General features: G+C 38.6%; 24 protein-coding genes. 17 read left to right on the top strand and 7 right to left on the bottom strand.

The window, feature by feature from the left end:
- The first annotated feature begins 10 nt into the window (after nucleotides 1–10).
- The 4 genes from HLV59_RS09530 to HLV59_RS09515 are packed head-to-tail and all read left to right on the top strand — an operon-like array spanning nucleotide 11 to nucleotide 3,638.
- Nucleotides 11–796 carry an SDR family oxidoreductase gene (locus HLV59_RS09530; RefSeq protein WP_171429841.1) on the top strand — a complete coding sequence of 262 codons (786 nt, stop codon included), beginning with the start codon at nucleotides 11–13 and terminating at the stop codon, nucleotides 794–796.
- A gap of 43 nt (nucleotides 797–839) precedes the next feature.
- Nucleotides 840–2,078 carry a styrene monooxygenase/indole monooxygenase family protein gene (locus HLV59_RS09525; protein WP_216606710.1) on the top strand — a complete coding sequence of 413 codons (1,239 nt, stop codon included), beginning with the start codon at nucleotides 840–842 and terminating at the stop codon, nucleotides 2,076–2,078.
- 27 nt (nucleotides 2,079–2,105) lie between these two features.
- Nucleotides 2,106–2,636: a flavin reductase family protein gene (locus tag HLV59_RS09520; protein WP_081174011.1), complete on the top strand. Its 531-nt coding sequence runs from the start codon at nucleotides 2,106–2,108 to the stop codon at nucleotides 2,634–2,636.
- 54 nt (nucleotides 2,637–2,690) lie between these two features.
- Nucleotides 2,691–3,638, top strand: a complete 948-nt coding sequence (locus HLV59_RS09515) for a SphA family protein (protein WP_171429839.1) — start codon at nucleotides 2,691–2,693, stop codon at nucleotides 3,636–3,638.
- Between the two features lie 56 nt (nucleotides 3,639–3,694).
- Here the strand turns inward: HLV59_RS09515 and HLV59_RS09510 are convergent, their stop codons facing one another.
- The 4 genes from HLV59_RS09510 to antA all read right to left on the bottom strand — a co-directional run bounded on the left by HLV59_RS09510 (nucleotide 3,695) and on the right by antA (nucleotide 8,169).
- Nucleotides 3,695–4,753 (bottom strand): AraC family transcriptional regulator, encoded by a 1,059-nt coding sequence (locus tag HLV59_RS09510; RefSeq protein WP_171429838.1) that lies wholly within the window; start codon nucleotides 4,751–4,753, stop codon nucleotides 3,695–3,697.
- 465 nt (nucleotides 4,754–5,218) lie between these two features.
- Complete coding sequence (antC, locus tag HLV59_RS09505; RefSeq protein ID WP_081409478.1) at nucleotides 5,219–6,253, bottom strand: anthranilate 1,2-dioxygenase electron transfer component AntC; 1,035 nt, start codon at nucleotides 6,251–6,253, stop codon at nucleotides 5,219–5,221.
- Nucleotides 6,254–6,259: 6 nt separating this feature from the next.
- Complete coding sequence (gene antB, locus HLV59_RS09500) at nucleotides 6,260–6,751, bottom strand: anthranilate 1,2-dioxygenase small subunit (protein ID WP_163120440.1); 492 nt, start codon at nucleotides 6,749–6,751, stop codon at nucleotides 6,260–6,262.
- Between the two features lie 2 nt (nucleotides 6,752–6,753).
- Nucleotides 6,754–8,169, bottom strand: a complete 1,416-nt coding sequence (antA, locus tag HLV59_RS09495) for an anthranilate 1,2-dioxygenase large subunit (protein ID WP_057105437.1) — start codon at nucleotides 8,167–8,169, stop codon at nucleotides 6,754–6,756.
- Nucleotides 8,170–8,389: 220 nt separating this feature from the next.
- On the opposite strand from antA, the gene HLV59_RS09490 reads away from it, so the two are divergent.
- The 4 genes from HLV59_RS09490 to HLV59_RS09475 all read left to right on the top strand — a co-directional run bounded on the left by HLV59_RS09490 (nucleotide 8,390) and on the right by HLV59_RS09475 (nucleotide 11,029).
- A complete protein-coding gene (locus tag HLV59_RS09490) occupies nucleotides 8,390–8,740 on the top strand; it encodes a winged helix-turn-helix domain-containing protein (protein ID WP_171429837.1) in 351 nt (116 codons plus the stop codon).
- Between the two features lie 189 nt (nucleotides 8,741–8,929).
- Nucleotides 8,930–9,715: a molybdate ABC transporter substrate-binding protein gene (gene modA / locus HLV59_RS09485; protein WP_171429836.1), complete on the top strand. Its 786-nt coding sequence runs from the start codon at nucleotides 8,930–8,932 to the stop codon at nucleotides 9,713–9,715.
- Entirely contained in the window at nucleotides 9,712–10,404 is a 693-nt protein-coding gene (gene modB, locus HLV59_RS09480) for a molybdate ABC transporter permease subunit (RefSeq protein ID WP_087088702.1), read from the top strand. Before modA ends, modB begins: the two co-directional genes overlap by 4 nt.
- Nucleotides 10,405–10,408: 4 nt before the next feature.
- Nucleotides 10,409–11,029 (top strand): ATP-binding cassette domain-containing protein, encoded by a 621-nt coding sequence (locus HLV59_RS09475; protein WP_171429835.1) that lies wholly within the window; start codon nucleotides 10,409–10,411, stop codon nucleotides 11,027–11,029.
- A 45-nt stretch (nucleotides 11,030–11,074) separates the two neighbouring features.
- Here the strand turns inward: HLV59_RS09475 and HLV59_RS09470 are convergent, their stop codons facing one another.
- Together HLV59_RS09470 and HLV59_RS09465 are read right to left on the bottom strand one after the other, a co-directional pair.
- The gene (locus tag HLV59_RS09470; protein WP_062848774.1) at nucleotides 11,075–12,679 is read right to left on the bottom strand and encodes a PepSY-associated TM helix domain-containing protein; all 1,605 of its coding nucleotides are present in this window, start codon (nucleotides 12,677–12,679) and stop codon (nucleotides 11,075–11,077) included.
- A gap of 2 nt (nucleotides 12,680–12,681) precedes the next feature.
- Complete coding sequence (locus tag HLV59_RS09465; protein ID WP_125739544.1) at nucleotides 12,682–12,972, bottom strand: hypothetical protein; 291 nt, start codon at nucleotides 12,970–12,972, stop codon at nucleotides 12,682–12,684.
- Nucleotides 12,973–13,603: 631 nt separating this feature from the next.
- On the opposite strand from HLV59_RS09465, the gene HLV59_RS09460 reads away from it, so the two are divergent.
- The 3 genes from HLV59_RS09460 (at nucleotide 13,604) to HLV59_RS09450 (ending at nucleotide 15,921) form a co-directional block, all read left to right on the top strand.
- Entirely contained in the window at nucleotides 13,604–14,374 is a 771-nt protein-coding gene (locus HLV59_RS09460; protein WP_081173991.1) for an SDR family oxidoreductase, read from the top strand.
- A gap of 71 nt (nucleotides 14,375–14,445) precedes the next feature.
- Complete coding sequence (locus tag HLV59_RS09455; RefSeq protein ID WP_062849466.1) at nucleotides 14,446–15,108, top strand: isochorismatase family protein; 663 nt, start codon at nucleotides 14,446–14,448, stop codon at nucleotides 15,106–15,108.
- A 411-nt stretch (nucleotides 15,109–15,519) separates the two neighbouring features.
- Nucleotides 15,520–15,921, top strand: coding sequence for a transcriptional repressor (locus tag HLV59_RS09450; protein WP_031948305.1), 402 nt, complete (start codon nucleotides 15,520–15,522; stop codon nucleotides 15,919–15,921).
- A 67-nt stretch (nucleotides 15,922–15,988) separates the two neighbouring features.
- Here the strand turns inward: HLV59_RS09450 and HLV59_RS09445 are convergent, their stop codons facing one another.
- Nucleotides 15,989–17,770, bottom strand: a complete 1,782-nt coding sequence (locus tag HLV59_RS09445) for a bifunctional metallophosphatase/5'-nucleotidase (protein WP_171429834.1) — start codon at nucleotides 17,768–17,770, stop codon at nucleotides 15,989–15,991.
- A 299-nt stretch (nucleotides 17,771–18,069) separates the two neighbouring features.
- Here HLV59_RS09445 and ppk1 point away from each other — a divergent pair, with 299 nt between their 5' ends.
- The 6 genes from ppk1 to pqqE all read left to right on the top strand — a co-directional run bounded on the left by ppk1 (nucleotide 18,070) and on the right by pqqE (nucleotide 23,629).
- Nucleotides 18,070–20,145, top strand: coding sequence for a polyphosphate kinase 1 (gene ppk1, locus HLV59_RS09440; RefSeq protein ID WP_171429833.1), 2,076 nt, complete (start codon nucleotides 18,070–18,072; stop codon nucleotides 20,143–20,145).
- Between the two features lie 223 nt (nucleotides 20,146–20,368).
- The gene (gene pqqA / locus HLV59_RS09435) at nucleotides 20,369–20,443 is read left to right on the top strand and encodes a pyrroloquinoline quinone precursor peptide PqqA (RefSeq protein WP_001982218.1); all 75 of its coding nucleotides are present in this window, start codon (nucleotides 20,369–20,371) and stop codon (nucleotides 20,441–20,443) included.
- Between the two features lie 75 nt (nucleotides 20,444–20,518).
- A complete protein-coding gene (gene pqqB / locus HLV59_RS09430) occupies nucleotides 20,519–21,430 on the top strand; it encodes a pyrroloquinoline quinone biosynthesis protein PqqB (RefSeq protein WP_171429832.1) in 912 nt (303 codons plus the stop codon).
- Nucleotides 21,431–21,438: 8 nt separating this feature from the next.
- Nucleotides 21,439–22,197, top strand: a complete 759-nt coding sequence (pqqC, locus tag HLV59_RS09425) for a pyrroloquinoline-quinone synthase PqqC (RefSeq protein ID WP_016145249.1) — start codon at nucleotides 21,439–21,441, stop codon at nucleotides 22,195–22,197.
- On the top strand, nucleotides 22,194–22,478 hold the full coding sequence (gene pqqD, locus HLV59_RS09420; RefSeq protein WP_057076256.1) for a pyrroloquinoline quinone biosynthesis peptide chaperone PqqD: 285 nt from the start codon (nucleotides 22,194–22,196) through the stop codon (nucleotides 22,476–22,478). The genes pqqC and pqqD overlap by 4 nt, the downstream gene beginning before the upstream one ends.
- On the top strand, nucleotides 22,475–23,629 hold the full coding sequence (gene pqqE, locus HLV59_RS09415; RefSeq protein WP_171429831.1) for a pyrroloquinoline quinone biosynthesis protein PqqE: 1,155 nt from the start codon (nucleotides 22,475–22,477) through the stop codon (nucleotides 23,627–23,629). Before pqqD ends, pqqE begins: the two co-directional genes overlap by 4 nt.
- Nucleotides 23,630–23,644: the final 15 nt, after the last annotated feature.

Genomic DNA, 23,644 nt, shown 5'->3' with positions numbered 1-23,644 from the left:
AGGATTTGCAATGAATATAAATTTAAAAGGAAAAGTCGCTGTAGTGAGCGGTGGCGCAACACTGATTGGTAAAGCCGTTGTACAAGCCCTAGTCAGTGCAGGTGCTCATGTCGCTATTTTAGATATTGATGCCAAAGGCAAGGCAATTGCAGAAAGCTTTAACCATGATGTGATGTTTATTCAAACCGATTTAACCAGTGATGCGGCTATTCAACAAGCTGTGGCAAATATTCACCAACATTTAGGTGAAGTGAGTTACTTAGTGAATTTGGCATGTACCTACTTAGATGATGGTTTTAAATCTTCACGTCAGGACTGGTTACAAGCACTCGATATTAATTTGGTCTCTACAGTTGAGCTGAGCCGTGCTTTATACAATGACCTAAAAAAGCAGCAAGGTTCAATCGTTAATTTTACTTCAATCTCGGCCAATGTGGCACAAACAGGGCGCTGGTTATATCCAGTGTCTAAAGCCGCGATACGTCAACTCACACAAAGCATGGCAATGGATTTTGCTGCTGATGGTATTCGCGTCAACTCAGTTTCTCCGGGTTGGACATGGTCTCGTGTCATTGCAGAAGTCAGCGGTAATAACCGTGGAAAAGCCGATAGCGTGGCAGCCGATTATCACTTGCTAGGCCGATTGGGTCATCCCGAAGAAGTCGCCAACGTGGTTTTGTTTTTATTGTCACCCGCTGCGAGTTTTGTCACTGGAGCAGATTACGCAGTCGACGGTGGATATTCAGTAATGGGCCCTGAAGGATCACAGCCCGCTATTCCACGTTTAGCCGAATAGCACAGCGTTTTAAAAGCACATTTAGAAAATTATGGAGAAGATTATGCGCCGTATTGCAATTGTTGGAGCAGGACAGTCTGGTTTACAGCTTGGTTTGGGGTTACTCGAAACAGGTTACGACGTGACCATGATCACCAACCGAACTGCTGATGAAATTCGTCAAGGTAAAGTCATGTCAAGCCAGTGTATGTTTCATACCGCCTTACAAACTGAACGTGACTTGGGACTAAATTTTTGGGAAGAACAATGTCCAGCGGTAGAAGGCATTGGGCTGGCTTTAGTCAATCCTGAAAATGGTGATAAAGCATTTGAATGGAGTGCTCGTCTTGAGCGCTACGCTCAATCGGTCGATCAACGCGTCAAAATGCCATATTGGATGGAAGAATTTGAACGCCGTGGCGGTCGATTAGTAATTCAGGATGTGGGTATAGAAGAATTAGAACAACTCGCAAACGACTACGAGCTTGTATTACTTGCGGCTGGTAAAGGTGAAGTCGTTAAACAATTTGAGCGTGATGATGCACGTAGTGTTTTTGATAAACCGCAGCGTGCTTTGGCATTGACCTATGTCAAGAACATGAAGCCAATTTCCCCTTATTCACGTGTGACTTTTAACATTATTCCAGAAGTTGGCGAATACTTTTCATTTCCAGCACTTACTGTGAATGGTCCTTGCGACATTATGGTGTTTGAAGGAATTCCAAATGGACCAATGGACTGCTGGCAAGATGTCAAAACACCTGAACAGCATTTGCATTGCAGCTTGGACTTACTTAAGAAATTTGTGCCTTGGGAATATGAGCGTTGTACAAATGTTGAGTTAACTGATGCTGGCGGATATTTGGCAGGACGTTTTCCGCCGACCGTACGCAAACCTATTTTAACCTTACCATCTGGCAAGAAAATTTTTGGTATGGCCGATGCCTTAGTGGTCAATGATCCAATTACTGGCCAAGGCTCAAATAATGCGGCTAAGTGTAGCAAGATCTATTTCGATGCCATTTTAGCCAATGATAATCAAAGCTTTAGTGAACAATGGATGGTTCAAACTTTTGAACGCTATTGGGCTTATGCAGAAAAAGTGGTGGCTTGGACCAATAGCCTGTTATTACCACCAGAGCCGCATGTGGTTGAGCTATTAGCAGCTGCAAGCCAAAACCAAAGCATTGCTTCAATTATGGCCAATAACTTTGATGACCCACGTGCTTTTGCTCCTTGGTGGTTTGATGCAGATCAGGCTCAAGCATTTTTGGCTTCAAAAACCACAGCAAAAGTGGCCTAAAGGCAAAACAGCAAAGGGAGATTTAAAATGGACACAATTGAAACTTTAGCTTTACAAGCGATTAATGCTGAAAATCCAAGAGAAATACGTAATTTACTTGGACAGTTTGCAACTGGCGTTACTGTAATTACAACTCGTGGTAAAGATGGGCGGAAAATAGGAATGACAGCCAATTCGTTTTCCTCATTGTCTTTAGATCCGCCATTAATATTGTGGAGTCTTTCAAAAACAGCGCCAAGTTTGTCTGATTTTGTTGAAGCTGAATATTTTGCCATTCACATGTTGGCACAGGAGCATCATCAACTTTCTGGACATTTCGCTCGAGGTGCTGAAGATAAATTTGCAGGCATTGCCCATCAACAATGCAATGCAGGCGTTCCGATTTTGATCGATGCACTCGCAACCTTAGTCTGCCGCAATGTAAATCAATATGAAGGCGGAGATCATCTGATTTTTATTGGTCAAATTGAACAATACCAACAGCGCCAAGGTGAACCATTGGTATTCCACGCAGGAAAGTATCGGATTGCCGCTGAGCATCCAGAATTAGCACATTAATTCACCATAATCACGATCAATCCGGTCGTGATTTTTTGTATAGGAAATAAGAAGATGAAAAGCACTTTAATTAAACATGGATTTTTAGCAGGAACATTGTTGAGTTTGCCTTTGGTCACACATGCCTATGATTTACCGACCGTAAATCTAGGTATGACCAGCTTTCTGGATGGCGGCTTACCCGCAGGACCGGGTTGGTATGCTCAAACCTATTTTCAAAATTACGATAGCAATAAACTGGTCGATGCCAATGGTCAAAAATTAGGTTTGCCTAAAACAGATTTAAATTATCAAGTACTGGTTGAACAGATTAGTTATTTATTAGATGTGCGGGTAAAAGATAAAGCCAGTCTAGGCATGAATTTTTTAATTCCCTTTGTCAGCAAAATGGACATGGATGATGGCTTGAATAACGTTGCCATTAAGGCCCAAAGTGGCTTTGGGGATATTATGATCGGGCCTTTTATTCAGTTCGACCCAGTCATGGGTGCACAAGGGCCGAAATTTGTACATCGTTTTGAGTTTCAGGTGAATTTACCTACTGGCGAATATGACCCACAAAAAGATATTAACCCAAGTAATAACGCTGTTTCATTTGATCCTTATTGGGCTGCAACGTATTGGTTTAATCCCAAGTGGACCGCTTCTACACGCATCCATTATCTCTATAACTTTAAAAATGATGACCCAAGCTATGCGTTTGCTGGAGCAAATGATATACAGGCAGGTCAAGCAATTCATGCAAACTTTGCAACAGACTATGCCATTACCGAACAGTTCCGTTTAGGGGTAAATGGATATTGGCTCAAACAAGTCACTGACACTGAAGTCGATGGTGAAAAAGTCAAAGGTCGACGTGAACAAGTGTGGGCAATTGGCCCTGGTGCGATGTATAGTTTTTCTAAAAATGATCATTTGGTCGCAAATGCTTATTTTGAGCAAGATGTTGAAAACCGTCCCGAAGGAACGCGACTACAAGTTCGCTATGTCCATCATTTCTAAATCATAAAAAAGCCTTTTATATCAATCAATATAAAAGGCTTTTCTCTATTTTTAATTTAAGAAAAAATTGAAGTAATTAAGCCTGTACCTTCACTCTGTCCAGAGCGGCGAGTAGACGAAGGTAACTCACCATAACGGCGTTTGTACTCTTGAGAAAAACGGCCTAAATGGGTAAATCCCCACTTAAATGCAACGTCTGTGACTGATAAATTTTCATTGTGCATGAGCTCTAAATGAGCTTGCTCAAAGCGTAATTCTTTAAGATAAGACATGGGGGGTGTCCCCAAATAATTTTTAAAACCAGTAAATAGCGTTCTCACACTCACACCAGCATGTTCAGCTAAAATTTCGACATTAAGCGGCTCATGTAAATGTTCTTTGATATAGGCTTTTGTACGCTTCACGAAATAGGGAGATATGGTTTTTTCTTTATACTGATCTATTTTATGTAATGCATTATTGGGTTGACCATAAATCAGTGCATTAAACAGATTTGACTCAAATTGTTTAAAGGCTAAAGGATGATGGAGTGGGTGTTGATCACATGCTAAAGCATCCATCAATGTTCTAACGAGCTGTAAAAAATAGGCTCCACTTTGTGTAGCAAAGTCTAATTTTGGGTCGAAAACGAGTAAGTTATTTTCTGAATCGGTAATATGCTGACGGCAGTGATAAGTAAAATCATCCTTTGATACTTTTAGAATGAGCTGTGGAGAGTTCGCGTGCCAGCGCATACGCAAAGATTGCTGAGGAGAAATAAGCGAAGCAATTTGAGAATAAGAAATAAACTTTTGCGAACCAAACTCGATTTCTGCATAGCCTTGAGTTGGAATTTGAATTAAGTAAAAGTTATCGAGATGATCTGGTTCAATAATGACATCTGCGCCATATTCCAAACGGCTAATCGACAGGGCACCTGTTTTAACATGGTGCATGGTTGCACTAAAATCTCGCTTCTGCTGAGAGATTTTAAGATCATGCGGTTTAAAAATTTGACCTACATTTCGGCAGGTTTCACTTAAATCGTGATGATTAAACACCAAATTATGATTGGTAAAGATAGACTCATTTTGAAAATGACGCCCACTGAGTTCTGGGGAGTTGGCTTGGTTCATATATATCCCTTTTGGCTCACTCCTGTATTTACTTGTGTTGTAAAAAGCTTTAAAACTTCGCTGCACAGCAAGTAAATACGGCACTTAAAAAATTAAGTTACTCGCAAATTACAATGAGATATAAGCAAAATACAGACCAATTTAACCGCTATTTAATGTGATTTTCTCAAATTTTTAGTTCGGATTTTGTCCATTAATTTAATAAATTCGAGAAATAAAATAGGGGGATATAAAAGGTGCTATAACTTAATCTCATCATGATCTTATTCCTTAAGATCTATCAAAATTTATAGCAAATCCGAGTGAATTGGTCAATTTATTTTGTCAGAATTCATTATTTTATATTATTGATATATAAAAACTTTTAATTTAAATGTGAAAATTCAATATACCCTTTGCAAAGTATATTGAATCATTTCAGGTTTAGTGGTTTTTAAATTATTTGCACTTAAGCTATTTATATTTTCAACGTGATGTATTGCTTTGTAAAAACTTCTCGCTGTAAATACGATAGTTTTGCAAAGATTGTTCATCTAACCAATTTTTTACGGCTTCAATCATCGGTGGTGGGCCACACAAATACATATCAAAAGCTTGCTCAGCAAGTTGATCTTTATTTAAGTGCTCATGAATATAGCCCGCTTTACCTTGCCAAGTTTCCGTTGCCTTAGTCACAATCGGGTGATAACTAAAGTTTGGTAGTTGCTCTGCGTAGGCATGTAAACGCTGCTGTTCACATAAATCGGTTTCATTATTTACGCCATAATACAACTGAACTGCAGGTGAGTTAGGCTGATCCACCAAATTATCAAGCATTCCCAAGAAAGCTGATAAACCTGTTCCGCCTGCCACAAAAACCAGTGGTCGCTCTACTTCACGCAAATAAAAACTACCAAGTGGTGCTTCAATGAGCAGGGTTTGTCCCACCTGACAACGATCACGCAAGTAATTGCTCATCACACCGTCTGGCAAAAGACGAATTAGAAATTGCAATTGATTGGTTGCATTTGGTCTATTGGCAAAAGAATAAGAACGCCAGTCTTCAGTATCTGGAATTTGCAAACGAGCATATTGACCCGGCAAAAACTGAAGTTGTTCAGCATGACTGCTTGCATCAAGATGCAAGATTGCTGTCGTTTCAGAAACCAGCTCAACCGCAGTCACTTTGGTTTCAATTTTTAAGGTATCACCAGCGTTACAGATCGCAGAATCATGATCGAAATAAAAAGCTGCATCTGATTTCACACGGGTCTGGCAAGCTAACATTTTTCGCTCGGCCAAATCACGTTCACTTAAAGCATCTTCATCGACATATTCTTGTTCATAGATACCAGTTTCACATTGCCCCTGACAGGTACCACAAACACCTTCACGGCAGTCTAGCGGGAGGTTAATTCCTTGGCGAACTGCTGCATCAAGCAGCAATTCGTCGTTATTTACCGAAATGAAAAAGGTTTTGCCATCGGCAAAGTTAAGTGCAACTGAATGTCCCATTTTCATTCCCCCTTAAACGTGATAGAAGTCTAAAACGGAATCAATTTTGTCATTGAGCAAAATGCTGTGCTGACGACGAATACGAAAACTATCTGCAGTTTGGCGTAAAAGATAAGTAGCGTGTCCGTAAAAACAACCTTCTAAGCCTTGACGGTTATAAAGCGTTTGCCATGCAACTTTTGCTTCAATTAATCCATCATCCAATGTTTTAACTCGAATGTTGTTTATACTGTGCAAAGTACGTGGTAACGGTGTTGCAGATGCCGCTTTTCCGGTACGAATACGGAATACACGGTCTTCAAGCCCTGTACGGTCTGCATAATAAATATAAGACAAACCCTGATTTGGATCTTGAACATAGTTATGGTCATCAATCCACTGTGGAATATGATATTCACTATCTTCATCGTAAAGGTCTAAATAGGCATCCCAGTCATAAGCATCGCAAAGCTCTGCTTTTTTGTACAAAAACTGAGATACAGCAAAATGTAGTTCTTGTGACATGGTTACACCTCATCCATTACGGCATTGTTTTCAAAAGTAATATCTTGCATTTTCAATGCTTTTTTATTTAAGCCGTCGAGCATTAGACGTTGCCAGTGCCCATGCTGGTTTACATAGAGTCCTTCATGGGTAAACTCACGGCCAGTAATGACAGGTTGAATGCCTAAGTCTTGTGAGTTTTTGGTCGCGCCATATTCCCAAGACTGACAGCCACGAGAAATATCGCTCCAACGTTCAAGACGTGCTTGGAAACCTTTTTGCTGTTCACGAAATTCAACTAAATCGTCTGGTGTACCAAGACCCGACACATTAAAGAAATCTTCGAACTGGCGAATACGGTTACGACGTGCTTCAGCAGATTCACCTTTAACCCCAATACATTGACTGATGACTTCGGTTTTATTCCATGCCACAGGACGAACAATACGAAGCTGTGAACTAATTTGATCCATAAAGAATAGGCTAGGGTACAAGTTCAAGTTTCTTAAACGATGCATTGCCCATTCAGCATATTTGTCGCCATATTTTTCGACCATATATGGCATAACTGTGTTGTAACCCGGACGAACTGTTGGGTTAGGCATGTCACTAAATAAAACACTGTGACCATTTTTAAAACTAAACCAACCATCGTCAGTTTCTGAGTCACCGGCACCTAACTTGCTATAGTCAAGCGTATCAAGTTCTTCACCTTTTGATGCATTGACTTGTTGGCGATGTTGGACTGTAGAGACATAGTTATAGTGAACGGTACTAACATGATAGCCATCTAAGCCATTTTCATTTTGTAGCTTCCAGTTGCCTGCAAAGGTATAAGATGACTTGCCTTGAAGTACTTCGAGTTCACCTGTTGGGGACTGGTTGACCATTAAATCAAGGAACAGTTTTGCATCGCCCAAAAAGTCTTCTAAAGAATCTGTTGCTTGAGTATCAAGGCTTACAAATACAAATCCACGATAGCTAGCAATACGGCCTTGTTTTAAGCCACGGCTTGATTTATCGAAATCTTCACAATATTCGCCAGGCGCTTTGACTTTAACTAAGCGACCATCTGACTTATAGCACCATGCGTGGAACGGACATGTAAAGGTTGACTGGTTGCCTTTTGCAACACGTGTTAAAGTCGCACCGCGGTGTTCACAAGCATTGACCATGGCGTGTAGTTCGCCTTTACCATCACGGCTCACAATAATCGGCTGACGACCAATTTGAACTGTTAGGAAATCATGATTGTTTGGAATCTCACTTTCGTGACATGCATAAATCCAAACCTTTTCAAAAATAAGTTCCATTTCCAAGTCAAATAGTTCAGGCTCGGTAAACATATTACGTGCAATACGAAACACGCCATCGTTAGGACGGAAGTCGATACATCCATCTACAAAATCATTCCATTGTTTTAAATTAGATGAGGTCATTGCTCAATCCTCCATTCATTCAGCTTTTAACTGATTGAACCGCGATTAAGCCTTAGCCTCTATCCGTTTTTTCCAGATCTTTATCCACTTTGTGCAGTTTTGATTTTTTATCGAACTCTTTTGAAGAAAGAGTAGAGATTTAAATTTGTATGTGTTTTAACCTATTAAAGTTCCCTATAATGTTAAGCAGCATAAAAATGAAACTTTGCGAACTAAGTCTATGAAAGAACAAAACTTAAAATTACAGATTAGAATTCTTTTAGAGCAAAACATTGCATTTGGTCCGGGTAAGGCAGACTTACTTGAAGCAATTGAAAAAACTGGTTCAATCTCACAAGCTGCAAAATCTATGAATATGAGCTATCGCCGTGCATGGCAATTGGTAGACACCATGAATCAATGCTTCGAAACAGCTTTAGTTGAAACTCAAACGGGCGGAACACACGGTGGTGGGGCAGCCGTTACAGCTTTGGGCCAGAAAGTCTTACAACACTATCGTCAAATGGAAGTTAATGCTCGACAAGCCTTAGAACGTGATTATCAGATCATGAGTACCTATTTAAAAAACTAAATTAAAAGCTTTTATAGCAACAGAATCTTTTAATTTGGTATAGCTTTTGCTTAATCCAAAGTGCACGCTGAAAAAGGACTGCTGCTTTCCAGTCATCTATATTTAACGAATTATGCTGTTCATAATCTTTGTATGGCGCTATATTCTTGGGTATATATCGCTGCAAAAACGACAAAAAGGTAAAACATAATGGTAAGTGATACGAAGATAAAAAAATTGATTTTGGCTTGTTCTATCCTTAGTACAGGACTGGTCTTTAATGTTTCCGCTAAGGCTGAATCAGTTACTGTTTATGCAGCAGCCAGCTTAACCAATGCCATTAATGATTTAGAAAAAATTTATGAAAAACAAAATAATATAGAAGTAAAAACTTCATATGCAGGTTCATCAACCTTAGCTAAACAAATTGAAGCTGGGGCACCAGCCGATGTATTTATCTCTGCTGATACACAGTGGATGGATTATCTACAAAACAAAAAATTAGTTGCAACAAATAACCGTATAAATTTATTAGGCAACCGTTTGGTTCTAATTACCCCTAAAGGACAGTCCTTAAGCGTAAAACTAGATAAAACCACCGATCCAAATAAAGTATTTACCGGAAAGATTTGTACAGGGGATACTAAAAGTGTGCCTGTAGGCAAATATGCTAAACAAGCTTTTACCAATTTAGGTTGGTGGAGCCGTATTGAACCAAAGTTAGTTGAAACAGAAGATGTTCGAGCTGCATTAAACTTTGTTGCGCGTGGTGAATGTCAGGTTGGGATTGTCTATGCAACTGATGCAGCGATTAGTAAAGACGTAACGGTAGTTGGTGAATTTCCGATAAATACACATTCGCCAATTACTTATCCTATAGGGATAATTAAAAAGAATCCGAGCTCAATAAAGTTCTATCAATTTTTACAAAGCAATCAAGCTAAAACTGTATTTAGAAAATATGGTTTTAGCGTGTTGGCTCCAGTTAAACCATGATGTTTTCTTTAACCCCAGAAGAGCTCAGCGTGCTGCAACTTTCTTGTAAGGTTGCGGCAAGTTGCCTTGTGGTCAGTATTATTCCTGCGATTTGTGTGGGATGGTTTTTGGCGCGTAAAGAGTTCTGGGGTAAGTCATTCATTGAAACATTGGTATTTTTACCTTTGGTGTTACCGCCAGTTGTACCGGGTTATTTGCTATTACAAGTTTTTGGGAGTCGCGGCTTTATTGGACAATATTTGGCACCGCTTGGAATTGATTTTGCATTTAACTGGAAAGGCGCCGTTCTTGCTTCGGCAGTGATGGGTTTCCCGCTATTGGTTCAATCTATTCGTCTAGCGATTGAACTGGTCGATCAGCGTTTAGAAATAGCAGCAAAGACATTAGGTGCCTCATCTTTAGGGGCATTTTTTCATGTCACTTTGCCTCTTGCCAGCAGTGGTATTTTAATTGGTGCTATTTTATGTTTTTGCCGCAGTTTAGGTGAGTTTGGGGCCACCATTACCTTTGTGGGTAATATTTCAAATGAAACACGTACTTTGCCTTTGGCCATGTATAGCCTAATGCAACAACCCGATACCGAGGCCGCTATTCAAAGGCTTATTATTTTATCGCTAAGCGTGGCTTTTTTAGCGCTATGGTTTGCACAGTGGTTTCATCGTTATCAAAAGAAGCGTTTAGGACGGTGAGATTATGTTGATTGAATGCTGTTTCCAGCTACAAATGGGCCAATTTCATATTGAACCTAGTTTCCAGTCGGATGCTTCTGTTATTGGGTTATTTGGTGCATCGGGTTCAGGTAAAACGTCCATTTTACATGCCATTGCAGGGCTGAATACTCCACGCAGTGGGCTCATTAAAATACAGGATCAAACGTGGTTTGATTCAGATCAAAAAATTAATTTGAGCACGCAAAAGCGTCATGTTGGATTGGTTTTTCAAGATGCTCAGCTTTTTCCGCATAAAACGGTAAAGCAAAATTTATTATTTGGTCTTAAGCATCTGTCCCAACAAGAACGTCACTTTGAAGCAGATTACATTATTGAATTATTAAAGTTAGGGCATTTATTACAACGCATGCCTATTAAACTCTCAGGGGGGGAAAAACAGCGTGTAGCACTGGGTCGAGCATTGTTATATTCACCTAAGCTATTACTACTTGATGAGCCTTTATCAGCACTTGATACGAATCATAAAGCTGAGATTATTCCTTTTTTTCAGAAGGTAAAAAAGGAAATAAAAATTCCGATGATTTATGTGAGTCATGATATTCAGGAAATTAAACAACTGACCGAAACAATGTGGGTTTTATAGTTTCCATATTTCACACATTATTTCAGTCTGCTTAATTCATGGTTGTTAGCTCGCCCATAAACTGCCTGTTGGAGCAGATTTTCGACGATCTTGGGCTTGTTGATAAAAACGCCAGAAAGCGAAAGCAAAAATGATAGCTAAGAAATCAACCACTAAGATTTCTCCGCCATGTACCCATAAGCCACTTTGAGGAACGAAATAGGCCACAAAAGAGGTTAGGGGAATCGCAAATAACACCAAAACCAATGTTAACAACAGTTGCGGTAAAGCTTTTGCATAACCAATCACAAAGGTGTAAATCAAAGTCAGTAGGAAAATCGCATAATAACCATACATAAATAGGTGATTCATACTTTCAATATTGAAAGCAGCGAAAAGCCAACGACTGGCCAACATTGTGCCCACGACTGCTAAAACACACCCTAAACATGCACCTATAGTTAAATTCGCAAGGAACACTACATCTTTACGTTGAACAGGAACTGGATCTTCAGCACGCTTTTGTTTACGTGCACGGGTTTCAACCCAAAGAATGTTGCCTGTATAAAATAAAAAAGCACCGCCGACACCTAACACAAAATAAATCCAACGTACGCCCATACCCCCAAAACTTCCAAAATGTAGGCTAAACATGGCATTGATTAACTTATTACCGGCATCAGTCTGTGTGTTAATGCCTTTGTGATTAAAGTGCTCAACTGCATATGGGTTCATACGCATAAAGTCATGATTAGCACCGCGCAACATTTGATCTGAGCTATAGAGGGCAATACGTGCATTGGCTTTTTCAGGTTTATCTAAACCACTGAACTGGATATAGTCCACAGAATATTCAGGTGCTACTTTTTTGGCTTGAGCCAATATTTGCTGCACATCAATTTGTGTTTGTTTAGGCTGAATAAGGGCAGGGGGAGAGCGCTGAAAAACAGGTTGTCCTTTGAGTGCAAGTTGTCCAATCGCATCATAAAAAAGGTCATGAAAAGCAAAGACAATAACGCTAATACTAATAATGATGTGAAACGGTAAGCTCGTAATTCCAATCACATTATGCGCATCTAACCAAAAACGCTTTTTATTTTTACCAGGCCGAATGGCAAAGTAATCCTTTACCAGGGTTGGTAAAAGTATAATTACCCCTGAAAGCAGGGCAAGAAAATATAGAATCGAAACAACGCCCATCACATAAAGGCCTAGTCCGTGATGGCCTGCCATGCCCGGTATGCCTGCTGTTTCATGCAACTGTTCAATTAGCCAACCTGCCTTAGATAAGTTTTCTTGGGCAACTATTAACTGACCTTTATCGTCTAAGCTTGCCATCCACGTAGTCTGAGCAGTATTAAAGCCATCTCCACGTTCATGTTCGCTCCACGTAATGGGCGCATAGTGAAATTCATTGGACGATAAATTTAGTGTGAAGTTCTTTTGCGCTGCAGGATAAGCCGTCTGTACTTTTTGAATGAGTTCATTATATTGTTCGGGTGAGACTTTCGGTAAAACTTGCTGTGTTGGGGTAGCCCACTTACTAATATGGTGCTGAAACATGCTGAGCCCACCAGCAAAAAAACAGATAAAAAGCAAAATCCCCGCACATACACCCACCCAAGTATGCATGCTTTTTGCTAATTTCATGATGTCTGAACGTACTTTCATGTTTAACCCCGTAATACAAAAATACAGCTATACGCTAGGGCATTGGCAATGGCTAAATAGATAAGCGCTTTTCGTCCAGTCGTAAAAAAATAACTGCCAAACATAATAGGCATCCAACACCACGGAATGCTCCACATACCCACTTGTGCTAATAAGTCCATGGCAACATAAGGCTGGCCTAATAAAACAATCAAATTACCAATCGCGATAGAAAGACTTAGACCTAATACACCACCTGCAAAAGTTTTACCCCACCAGTCTGGCTGGATAGGCGACTGAATTTTAGCTTTCATGAAACCAGTTTCCGTTTAAAAAGCGCCATAAAAGGAAGGAACGACCATGCAAAAATGATGAGCATGAACCAGCAAAAAGTGGCAACAACTTTCGGTAAACTTACAAAGAGGGTAATGAATCCAATACCTAACAGAACTAAGCCTAAATACTTAAAAAGATTAGGAAGATGTTGAGACAACAGATTTTGGTTGCTATGACTACAATAGATACTGACCGCTCCCAATAGCGTCAATAAAAGTCCTATAAGTTTCATAATGATGTTTTTAAATAAGTTAAAGCCAAAATTTGCTCAATAGTATAAGTAAATAATAATTATTATCAAATGATAAAAGCACTTATTCTTATTAAATTCTCTAAAGCCCACAAGTTAAATCTAAAGATTTATAAGTAAATAAAATTTTAGTGTTTTTCAATCTTATAAAATAATCGAACTATTTTTTTTCATAAAAAATTATTTTTCATAATTAAATTTTATTTATATAAAACAATATCTTGATTTAAATTTATGAGTTATATTCAACTTAATTTTGTTCACAATTTAAGCTTATACACTTTTTATCCTTGATAAGAATGATAATTATTTGCAATTATATTTATAGATTTCTTTATAATATAAATTGGAGTATCCACATGCGTTCTACCATCGTGGTCACAGGTGCTGCAAGAGGGATAGGAGCGGCTATCGCCAAGCAACTGCTAGATAAGGGCTATCATGTTATTGGTATTGACCTACAAGAAAATCCTAAACAATGGGATATCAGCAAAAAAATCACGCCAGATCAATCTCCACAATGGCAAGGCATCTCACAAGACATTACTCATCAACAAGAAACACAAGACTTAATTTCAGAGCTTTTAAAAAAATACGAAATCACTGGGTTAGTAAATGCAGCAGGAGTATTAATTATGAGCTCCATGCTTGAAGCAAAAACAGAAGATTGGGAAACACTTTTTGCTGTAAATGTTATGGCGCCTATCGCGATCAGCCAACAAGTTGCTAAACATTTTTGTACAAAAAGGCGGGGTAGTATTGTCACTATTAGTTCAAATAGTGCACGCATGCCGCGTATACAACTTGGTATGTATGCCACCACTAAGGCTGCACTGAGTCATTTTTGCCGCAATCTAGCGCTTGAAATTGCACCTTATCAAGTTAGGCTAAATATTGTTTCACCAGGATCTACTCTCACTCAAATGCAGCAACAACTCTGGACTGATAATACACCTCCACCTGCAGTAATTGATGGTGATTTGAGTCAGTACCGAACAGGTATTCCTTTAAGAAAACTCGCGCAACCAGATGATATTGCCAATACCGTGAGTTTTTTACTTTCGGAGCAAGCCGCCCAAATTACGATGCAAGAAATAGTGGTAGATGGGGGAGCTACACTTGGGGTTTAAAGATTACTTCAGAACTACAAAACCCTGAAATTAAATAAAAATATTTTTAGAGATAGAAAAGGAAAATACTAATGAGTATTCCAAAGATTGCAAGTTACAGTATGCCCCAAGCCCATGAATTTACTACCAACAAAACAAATTGGCCATTGCACACCAATCGAGCTGTTTTATTGGTTCATGATATGCAGCAATATTTTTTAGATTTCTATGACTTAACTCAGGAACCTATTCCAGAACTAATTAAAAACACCAAAGCATTAATTGATGCCGCTCATCAGTCTAATATTCCCGTTGTTTATACAGCACAACCGGGCAATCAATCACCTGAACATCGACAGTTATTAACTGATTTTTGGGGACCGGGTTTAAAGAACGAGCCGAGCTTTACGCAGATTTTTCCAAAAATTTCACCTCAAAAAAATGATACGGTTCTTACCAAGTGGAGATATAGTGTTTTTAAATTTTCACCTCTCGAACAACTCATGCGGGAATCTGGTCGCGATCAACTGATTATCTGTGGGGTATATGCACATATTGGTTGTCTTATGAGTGCTGCTGAAGCTTTTATGCTAAACATCCAACCATTCTTATGTGGTGATGCACTAGCTGACTTTAGCCGAGAAGAGCACGATATGGCATTAAAATATGCTAGTACACGATGCGCTCAAGTCATGACAACACAACAAGTGATTCATGCCTGGATGCAAGAACAAGATGCACTATCCTTAGCATAATAGTGATTTAACTTATTCTACTTAAAATATAAAAAGCAGATCATCGATCTGCTTTTTATATGTGTGGAAATGGATACTTATAATAGAGAATGAAGGTAACTCATCATGATTTAATCAATAATATATAATGGTTATCATTATGTTTTTGATAATTACTTAATATTGAATATTAAAACTTATATGTATATGATACATCGCTAAACACAAATGATAATATTTATCATATGTTAATTATTATATATAATGAGGTCGAAAAATGACTTAATGAAGAGGGTCGCAATATGGTTCAGCTCAAGAATGCTTTTATTCGCCAAGCGCATACATTCAAATCATTTTCATAATTTTCAAGTAAGTATAGACAAAATAATTTTAAAAAATTTCTATACTTTTCAACATTAAGGCTAATTAATCATGACGGCAACTTCAAAATCATTATTAAATGGACTACCAATAAAAAAATCGAGAATTCAGGTTTTTGAAATTTTAAATCAAAATCCCCAAGGCTTAAGCGCGGTGAGTATTTATGCCCAAATTAAAAATGAACATAAAATAACCCTCGGAACGATTTATCGAATCTTATCGGAATTTGAAAACCGTAAACTCATCAAAAGAGTGTTCCTTGGGAAGAGTAAAAGTATTTATAAGCTTAGAAAAGACAAGATGAGTTGTAACCTAATTTCGCTCAAAACCTCTGAAGCATTTAACTTTGAAAACGAGAAAGTTAAAGAATTACTTCATGAGGTTACGGATATTATCTTTGCAAATACCGGAGTCGATATCAGTAGTGTTGAGCTCAATCTATATACCGAATAAAAATTTTTTAAACTGCCATAAAAAATAAAGGACAGCCTCATACTGTCCTTTATTTTTATTAAATGAGTTATTTGATCACTTTAATTCGGGTCGTAGCTGGAATAGTTAAAGGTGAATTGTTAGCAACATAAGTTTCAAGGGCATCAATATCTTGACCACCACCGACACGGTTTTTGCCTTCTTTTAATACGGTGAAGTTGTCACCACCATCTGCCAAGAAGCTATTTACCGTCACGCGGTATACTTTAGTGTCAACCAAGGGTGAACCAGCAACCATGATGTTACTTGCTCGCGGTGAAACAGAAGTATTTGCCGCATATTGATAACTTAATTCTTTAGACGGCTGTAAAATTCTAGGTGAATTTGCATTTGCACCAGACCATTGCTGTTCAATTACATCTCTAATTTGTTTGCCAGTTAAGCTCAAAGTCACAATTGAATTACCGAAAGGTTGAACTGCAAAAACATCTCCAAATGTAATCTGGTTACTACTATTAATGAGTAGATCCGCACGTACACCACCTGGGTTCATTAAGGTAAAGTCAGAGCCTTGGTTACTTGCTTCTAAGGCAGCTGCTTGCTGAGCATCGGCAATCATAATACCGAGCGGGCTTTCACCACTTTCAACTTGAGTACGACTGATCACTGCTGTTGCAGTTCCAACCACACGGCTTGAAATGGTAGTCACAGCTTGGCGGTACTTATCTAAAATTGCTTCAATGCTTGGGGTTTTACTAAATTTTTGATAGAGATCTGTAAGACTTACAGTGGTTGTACCAGATGTATAGGCTTCGCTTTGTACAGGAACTTGTTTAGCATCTTTTTTAATTACATCACCAGTTTTACCATCAAGTTCAACCTTGATGTCAGTAATGAGCGTTCCATATTGTCCAGCTGAAGTAAGTAAGAAAGGTTTAGCTGGATTTTTTGTTGCATAGTCACAAATATAAGACTGGTGTGTGTGGCCTGAAACAACAATATCAACTGCTGGATTAAGCTTATCTAAAATACCCAAAATCGGACCACTTAAACCATCACATGTTTTTTGATTGAGCTTCGTACTTGGCGCAGCACCTTCATGCACAACGACTACAATGGCTTCAATTCCTTGTTTTTTTAATTCAGGAATCAACGCATTTACCGTATCTGCTTCATCACGAAATTCAACGTCTTTAATACCCGCCGCAGAAACAATACTTGGCGTCGCTTTAAGGGTTAAACCAATAAAAGCGACTGGAATTCCACCATAAGTTTTGACTTTATAAGCAGGAAAGATCGTTTTACTCGCATCATTTTTCATGGCTACGTTAGCAGCAAGGAAATCAAATTGTGCACCGCTAAAGTTTTTATTAATTTGGCAAGGAGCAGTACTTGTGTATTGCTGACATCCACCATTTTTTAAACGGCGTAATTCATCTGTACCACGGTCAAATTCATGATTACCTACAGCATTAAAGTCAATTTGAATATCATTCATGACTTCAATGGTCGGTTCATCTAAAAATAAAGAAGAGGTGAGAGGAGATGCGCTAATTAAATCGCCTGCCGAAACTACAGCATTATTTGGATTTTCTGCTTTAAGCTTTTTAATCGCATCGGCAAAGTAACTCACTCCACCCACAGGAATACGAACAGATTGAGAAGCATCATTTGGATTAGGTGCCTCGACATAACGCTTAGGTGGCTCAAGATTTCCGTGAAAGTCATTAAAAGCTAAAATATTGACGGTCTGATTGCTTCTTTGGGCCGGTGGTGCTGTGTCGTTATCATCATCGTCATTACATCCAGCCAATAAAGTTACTGCCAGAGAAAGGGTTGTTACTTTAAAAAGTGTTGTTAAATTTTTCATTTTTTTATCATTTGATCAATTAAGACGGATAAAAAATACGCGTTTAGTATGAATATTTGATGAAAAATGAATATAACTATAAATAGAGCGATCTTAAAAAATTGGTGATAAAATTATATATAGGCTTCTATAAAGGGAGTAAACAACAGAGTGCTTAAAATAAATACTGACTTTTAAATTTTTCATAAATAATTCATTAATTTGCAATAAAACATCTACAAAATATTGGGTGAGTAAAATTGATTTTTAATTCATCTTTTTTAGTCACGTTAACTTTTTACCAAGTATAAGAGTCAAGAATGACATCATTGCCCACTTCATCTAGCTCAGAACAGCATAATTTAGAAACTTATATTAATAGAGAACTGTCCTTATTAGAGTTCCATAAACGCGTGCTTGCTCAAGCAAAAGATATTGAACATCCCTTACTCGAACGCTTAAATTTTTTAATTATTTTTTCACGTAATCTGGATGAGTTTTTTGAAATTCGTGTGGCAAGTCTAATCCGAAAAATTAGCTTAATGAGCCAAGTAACTGGCCCAGAAGGATTGCCTTTAGCAGAAGTATTAAAGCAAATTTCCAAAAATGCGCATGAGGCAGTTGAAGAACAATATAAAATCTTAAATTATACATTGTTACCCCAACTACAAGGCTACGGCATTCATTTTATTCAACATGCTGACATATTAGAAAAACATAAAGAATGGATTAAAGAATACTTTTTTAAAGAAGTACAACCTGTCGTTACTCCAATTAGTCTTGATCCAGCCCACCCATTTCCGAGATTGGTCAATAAAAGCCTCAATTTTATTGTTACTTTAGAAGGCAAAGATGCTTTTGGCCGTCAGATTGATTTAGCTATTGTGCCAGCACCACGTTCTTTACCAAGGCTTGTTAAAATTCCGGAGCATATTTCCGGCGGTGGCGAACATTACATTCTTTTGTCCGCTATTATTCATCAACATATTTCAGACCTATTTCCTGGTATGAAAGCAACGGGCTGCTATCAATTTCGCGTAACGCGAAATGCTGATTTAACCGTATCTGAAGATGTAGAAGATTTAGCCGAAGCCTTAAAAGGTGAGTTATCTTCTCGTCGCTTTGGGCAAGCTGTTCGTCTCGAAGTAGGTAAAAAATGTCCTACCACAATTGCAAACTATTTATTAGAACAATTTGATTTAGATCCTGAACATCTATATTACGTAGATGGTCCCGTAAATTTAACCCGTTTTATTTCGAATTTTGACTTACCAGAACTGCGATATAAACCCTATCAACAGGTCTTACCGCCGCTTCTTTATGACAAGAAACCGATTTTTAGTGTATTAAAAGCAGGGGATGTTTTACTTCATCATCCTTTTGATTCTTTTAAACCTGTCATTAAGCTTCTTAGAGAAGCGGCACAAGATCCTAATGTATTAGCCATTAAACAAACCCTGTATCGTAGTGGGGCAAATTCTGAAATCGTTCAACTTCTTGCAGAAGCTGCCAGAAACGGTAAAGAAGTTACCGCTGTTATTGAGTTACGTGCACGCTTTGACGAAGAATCAAATATTGAAGTTGCTAACGTATTACAAGAAGCTGGTGCAGTCGTGGTTTACGGAATAGTAGGTTATAAAACGCATGCTAAGATGATTTTAGTCGTTCGTCGTGAACAAGATAAGATCAAAAGATATGTACATTTAGGGACAGGCAATTATCATGCAGTGAATGCCAAAATTTATACAGATTTTGGTTTACTTACAAGCGACGCTGAAATCTGTGAAGATGTACATAAAATTTTCCAAGAACTCACTGGTATGGGCAAAATGGCAAAGCTTAAAAAACTTTTTCATGCACCCTTTACCTTGCACTCACAACTACTTGAGTTAATTGATCAAGAGACTAAAAACAGTCTCGCAGGCAAAAAAGCCCACATTATAATTAAAGTGAATGCGCTTACTGAACCTCAGCTGATTAGTGCGCTTTATAAAGCATCACAAGCAGGCGTCCAAATTGATTTAATTATTCGCTCGATTTGTTGTCTCAGACCACAAGTTGCAGGTTTATCGGAAAATATTCGTGTACGTTCAATTGTTGGCCGTTATTTAGAACATACTCGCGTTTACTATTTTTATAATAATGGCGACACAAAGGTTTATTGCGCTAGTGCAGACTGGATGGAGCGTAACTTATTCTCTCGTATTGAAACATGTTTTCCTATCGAAGATAAAAAATTAAAGAAACAAATCATTGAAGATGGTTTAAATAATTATTTACGAGACAATCGCCAAGCTTGGGAATTACAAGCAGATGGCACATGGGTACAATGTCACCCTAAACGTGGGCAACATCTTCATATTGCACAGCAATATTTAATGAATTTGCCTCTTTAAAACTGCATTCATAATGGTGTTTTAAACTGTTGTGACTTTTTAGAAGTTTATTTGAATGTTATCGGGTTATTAAAATTTGGACAAAAACACAATTATCGAACAATATCTTGGCTAGGGGTGGTCTACAAACCCAAATTTTTTATTTAGAATAAATTTTTAATTGCCTTATAAATCTTAATCAAGTGATTCATTTCATAAGATTAATATGAACCGGAGATAATTTATGCAATGGACCAAACCAGCTTTTACTGATTTACGCATTGGTTTTGAAGTTACAATGTACTTTGAAGCACGTTAATCAGTTTCATCCAAATATGTTATAAGCCCTAGTCTTGTTCTAGGGCTTATCTCTTTCTAGTAAGATATTAATTTTATGTATATTTATGTTTTAGGTTCAGCTGCCGGAGGCGGGTTCCCGCAGTGGAATTGTAATTGCCCGAATTGTCATGGCGTGCGCACAGGTACAATCCAAGCCAAAGCCCGTACTCAATCATCAATTGCTGTTTCTGAAAATGGGATAGACTGGGTTTTATTAAACGCATCACCGGATATTCGTCAGCAACTTTTCGAATTTAAAGCAGCTCAACCAGCGCGTAAATTGCGTGATACAGGAATAACGAGCGTTATTTTAATGGACAGTCAGTTAGACCATACCACTGGGCTTTTGACCTTACGTGAAGGTTGCCCAATGAATGTATGGTGTACAGAAATGGTCCACCAAGATTTAACAAGCGGTTTTCCAGTTTTTAATATGCTCAAACACTGGAATGGTGGTCTTCAATATCATGAGATTAATCCTACGCAAGCCTTTAAAGTTGATGGTTTTGAAAATTTAGAATTTTTACCTTTAATTATTAAAAGTGCTGCGCCGCCATATTCACCACATCGACATGACCCACATGACGGCGACAACATTGCTTTAATTATTAAAGATCATAAAACACAAAAGCAGTTGTTCTATGCACCGGGTCTTGGAAAAATTGATGATCAAATCATGCAGATTATGCAAAGTTCAGACTGCGTCATGATTGATGGTACGCTTTGGACAGACGATGAAATGCAACAAACAGGGGTTGGAACTAAAACTGGCCGTGAAATGGGGCATTTATATATTAGTGGCGAAGGTGGTTCACTGTCTTATTTAAATCAGCTGAGTACACCTAAAAAAGTGCTGATTCATATTAACAATACCAATCCAATTTTAAATGAAAACTCTAGCCAGTTTGCTGAGCTTAAAGCAAATGGTGTAGAGGTTGCCTATGACGGCATGCAGATTGAACTCTAAGGTGAAACATGACTCAAACACCTGAAGCTTTAACGACTGAACAATTCAAACAAGCCATTATCGATAAAGGCCAGTATTATCATATCTATCATCCATTTCATGTGATGATGTATGAAGGTAAAGCCACCCAGCAACAAATTCAGGCTTGGGTTGCAAACCGATATTACTATCAAATTAATATTCCGCTTAAAGATGCGGCAATTATGGCAAATTGCCCCGATCAACGAGTCCGTCAAGAATGGATTCAACGCATGATCGATCAAGATGGTGAATATCCCGATGGCGGTGGTCGAGAAGCATGGTTACGCTTAGCCGAAGCTGTTGGTTTGAGTCGTGAACAAGTGATTTCTGAAGAACTGGTATTACCTGGTGTTCGTTTTGCAGTAGATGCCTATGTGAATTTTGCACGCCGTGCCTCATGGCGGGAAGCAGCCAGTAGTTCTTTAACTGAACTTTTTGCGCCACAAATTCATCAGTCACGCCTTGATTCATGGCCACAACACTACCCATGGATTGATGATAAAGGCTATGAGTATTTCCGTTCTCGTTTAAGTCAGGCCCGCCGTGACGTTGAACATGGCTTAACGATTACGCTTGATTCATTTACAACTCATGAGCAACAAGAACGGATGCTTGAAATATTGCAGTTTAAGCTGGATATTTTATGGAGCATTTTAGATGCTTTAACTTTGGCATATGTTCACAATGAAGCGCCATATCACAGTGTGACGAGTAAACGGGTTTGGCACAAAGGACTATTTAAATGAATAAAGAGCAGTTTGATTTAAACCTTGTGCCAACATGGCGACAAGGTTACCGTTTTCAGTTCGAACCAGCTCAAAATGGTTTTGTGATTTTATATCCTGAAGGCATGATCAAGTTAAACGAAAGTGCAGGGGCAATCGGACAATATATTGATGGGCAGCAAAATGTTTCTACAATTATTGCTCAATTAAAGCAAAAATTTGGTGATATTGCTGAGATTGATCAAGATGTTGTGGATTACATGCTGGTCGCAAAACAGCAGCACTGGATTGATTTAGTATGACAGAAGGTGTTGGCCTACCTTTATGGTTATTAGCGGAACTCACGTATCGTTGCCCGCTACAATGCCCATATTGCTCAAACCCATTAGATTATGCTCAGCATAAAAATGAACTAACCACCCAAGAGTGGTTTGATGTTTTTGATCAAGCACGTCAGATGGGTGCGGTTCAACTTGGTTTTTCTGGCGGTGAACCGCTGGTACGTCAGGACTTAGAACAACTGGTTACACATGCTCATCAACAAGGCTTTTATACCAACTTAATTACCTCGGGTATGGGCCTTACCGAACAACGCATTGCTGATTTAAAGCAAGCGGGTTTAGATCACATTCAAGTGAGCTTCCAAGCGAGTGATTCTGTGGTAAATGATGCTTTGGCAGGTTCAAAGCATGCTTTTGAACAAAAGTATGAAATGTGCCGACTAGTTAAGAAGTATGATTACCCAATGGTGCTTAACTTTGTTATTCATCGTCATAACATTGACCAGATCGAACAAATCATTGAACTTTGCCTAGAGCTTAATGCAGATACAGTTGAGTTAGCAATTTGTCAGTTTTACGGCTGGGCTTTTTTAAACCGCCAAGGTCTCTTACCAACCCAAGAACAACTGACCCGTGCAGAGCGGATTACCAATGAATATCGAGAAAAATTAAAAAAGCAAAATCATCCTTGCAAACTAATCTTTGTAGTACCTGATTATTACGAAGAACGACCAAAAGCCTGTATGAATGGCTGGGGTAAAATCTTCTTTACAGTTGCTCCAGATGGTATGGCGTTGCCTTGCCATGCAGCACGACAATTACCAATTTCATTTCCAAACGTCCGCGAACATAAATTGTCAGATATCTGGTACAAATCAACGGGGTTTAATCATTTCCGGGGCGATGCATGGATGCCGGAAGGGTGCCGTAGTTGCCCAGATAAAGATCGTGATTTTGGTGGATGTCGTTGTCAGGCCTATATGTTGACTGGAGACGCGGCTAATGCTGATCCTGTATGCGGAAAATCGCCGTATCATCAAATGATTGAACAAGCACGCGCAGAAAGCCATTTGGCTGCACCTCTACAACAGTTAGTTTTCCGTAATAGTCGAAACTCTAAATCTTTAAGTGCCACACAAAATATTCCAGTCCACACGATTACAGACATATAGCAAGTATAGGAATAC

The sequence above is a fragment of the Acinetobacter lactucae genome (assembly GCF_013122135.1).
Taxonomy (GTDB): Bacteria; Pseudomonadota; Gammaproteobacteria; order Pseudomonadales; family Moraxellaceae; genus Acinetobacter; species Acinetobacter lactucae.
Note: the sequence above shows the minus strand (reverse complement) of the source record. Positions and strands in the feature narration are given on the sequence as shown.

Coding starts and splice junctions, on each gene's coding strand:
- antB (WP_163120440.1), bottom strand. CDS start 6,751: ATGTCACAAGAACTACATTTTGCTGTATCTCAGTTTTTGTACAAAAAA.
- pqqE (WP_171429831.1), top strand. CDS start 22,475: ATGACAGAAGGTGTTGGCCTACCTTTATGGTTATTAGCGGAACTCACG.
- HLV59_RS09455 (WP_062849466.1), top strand. CDS start 14,446: ATGAGTATTCCAAAGATTGCAAGTTACAGTATGCCCCAAGCCCATGAA.
- HLV59_RS09445 (WP_171429834.1), bottom strand. CDS start 17,770: ATGAAAAATTTAACAACACTTTTTAAAGTAACAACCCTTTCTCTGGCA.
- HLV59_RS09470 (WP_062848774.1), bottom strand. CDS start 12,679: ATGAAAGTACGTTCAGACATCATGAAATTAGCAAAAAGCATGCATACT.
- antA (WP_057105437.1), bottom strand. CDS start 8,169: ATGACCTCATCTAATTTAAAACAATGGAATGATTTTGTAGATGGATGT.
- pqqD (WP_057076256.1), top strand. CDS start 22,194: ATGAATAAAGAGCAGTTTGATTTAAACCTTGTGCCAACATGGCGACAA.
- HLV59_RS09475 (WP_171429835.1), top strand. CDS start 10,409: ATGTTGATTGAATGCTGTTTCCAGCTACAAATGGGCCAATTTCATATT.
- ppk1 (WP_171429833.1), top strand. CDS start 18,070: ATGACATCATTGCCCACTTCATCTAGCTCAGAACAGCATAATTTAGAA.
- HLV59_RS09530 (WP_171429841.1), top strand. CDS start 11: ATGAATATAAATTTAAAAGGAAAAGTCGCTGTAGTGAGCGGTGGCGCA.
- HLV59_RS09490 (WP_171429837.1), top strand. CDS start 8,390: ATGAAAGAACAAAACTTAAAATTACAGATTAGAATTCTTTTAGAGCAA.
- modB (WP_087088702.1), top strand. CDS start 9,712: ATGATGTTTTCTTTAACCCCAGAAGAGCTCAGCGTGCTGCAACTTTCT.
- antC (WP_081409478.1), bottom strand. CDS start 6,253: ATGAAAATGGGACATTCAGTTGCACTTAACTTTGCCGATGGCAAAACC.
- HLV59_RS09465 (WP_125739544.1), bottom strand. CDS start 12,972: ATGAAAGCTAAAATTCAGTCGCCTATCCAGCCAGACTGGTGGGGTAAA.
- pqqC (WP_016145249.1), top strand. CDS start 21,439: ATGACTCAAACACCTGAAGCTTTAACGACTGAACAATTCAAACAAGCC.
- HLV59_RS09525 (WP_216606710.1), top strand. CDS start 840: ATGCGCCGTATTGCAATTGTTGGAGCAGGACAGTCTGGTTTACAGCTT.
- HLV59_RS09515 (WP_171429839.1), top strand. CDS start 2,691: ATGAAAAGCACTTTAATTAAACATGGATTTTTAGCAGGAACATTGTTG.
- pqqB (WP_171429832.1), top strand. CDS start 20,519: ATGTATATTTATGTTTTAGGTTCAGCTGCCGGAGGCGGGTTCCCGCAG.
- HLV59_RS09520 (WP_081174011.1), top strand. CDS start 2,106: ATGGACACAATTGAAACTTTAGCTTTACAAGCGATTAATGCTGAAAAT.
- HLV59_RS09460 (WP_081173991.1), top strand. CDS start 13,604: ATGCGTTCTACCATCGTGGTCACAGGTGCTGCAAGAGGGATAGGAGCG.
- HLV59_RS09450 (WP_031948305.1), top strand. CDS start 15,520: ATGACGGCAACTTCAAAATCATTATTAAATGGACTACCAATAAAAAAA.
- HLV59_RS09510 (WP_171429838.1), bottom strand. CDS start 4,753: ATGAACCAAGCCAACTCCCCAGAACTCAGTGGGCGTCATTTTCAAAAT.
- modA (WP_171429836.1), top strand. CDS start 8,930: ATGGTAAGTGATACGAAGATAAAAAAATTGATTTTGGCTTGTTCTATC.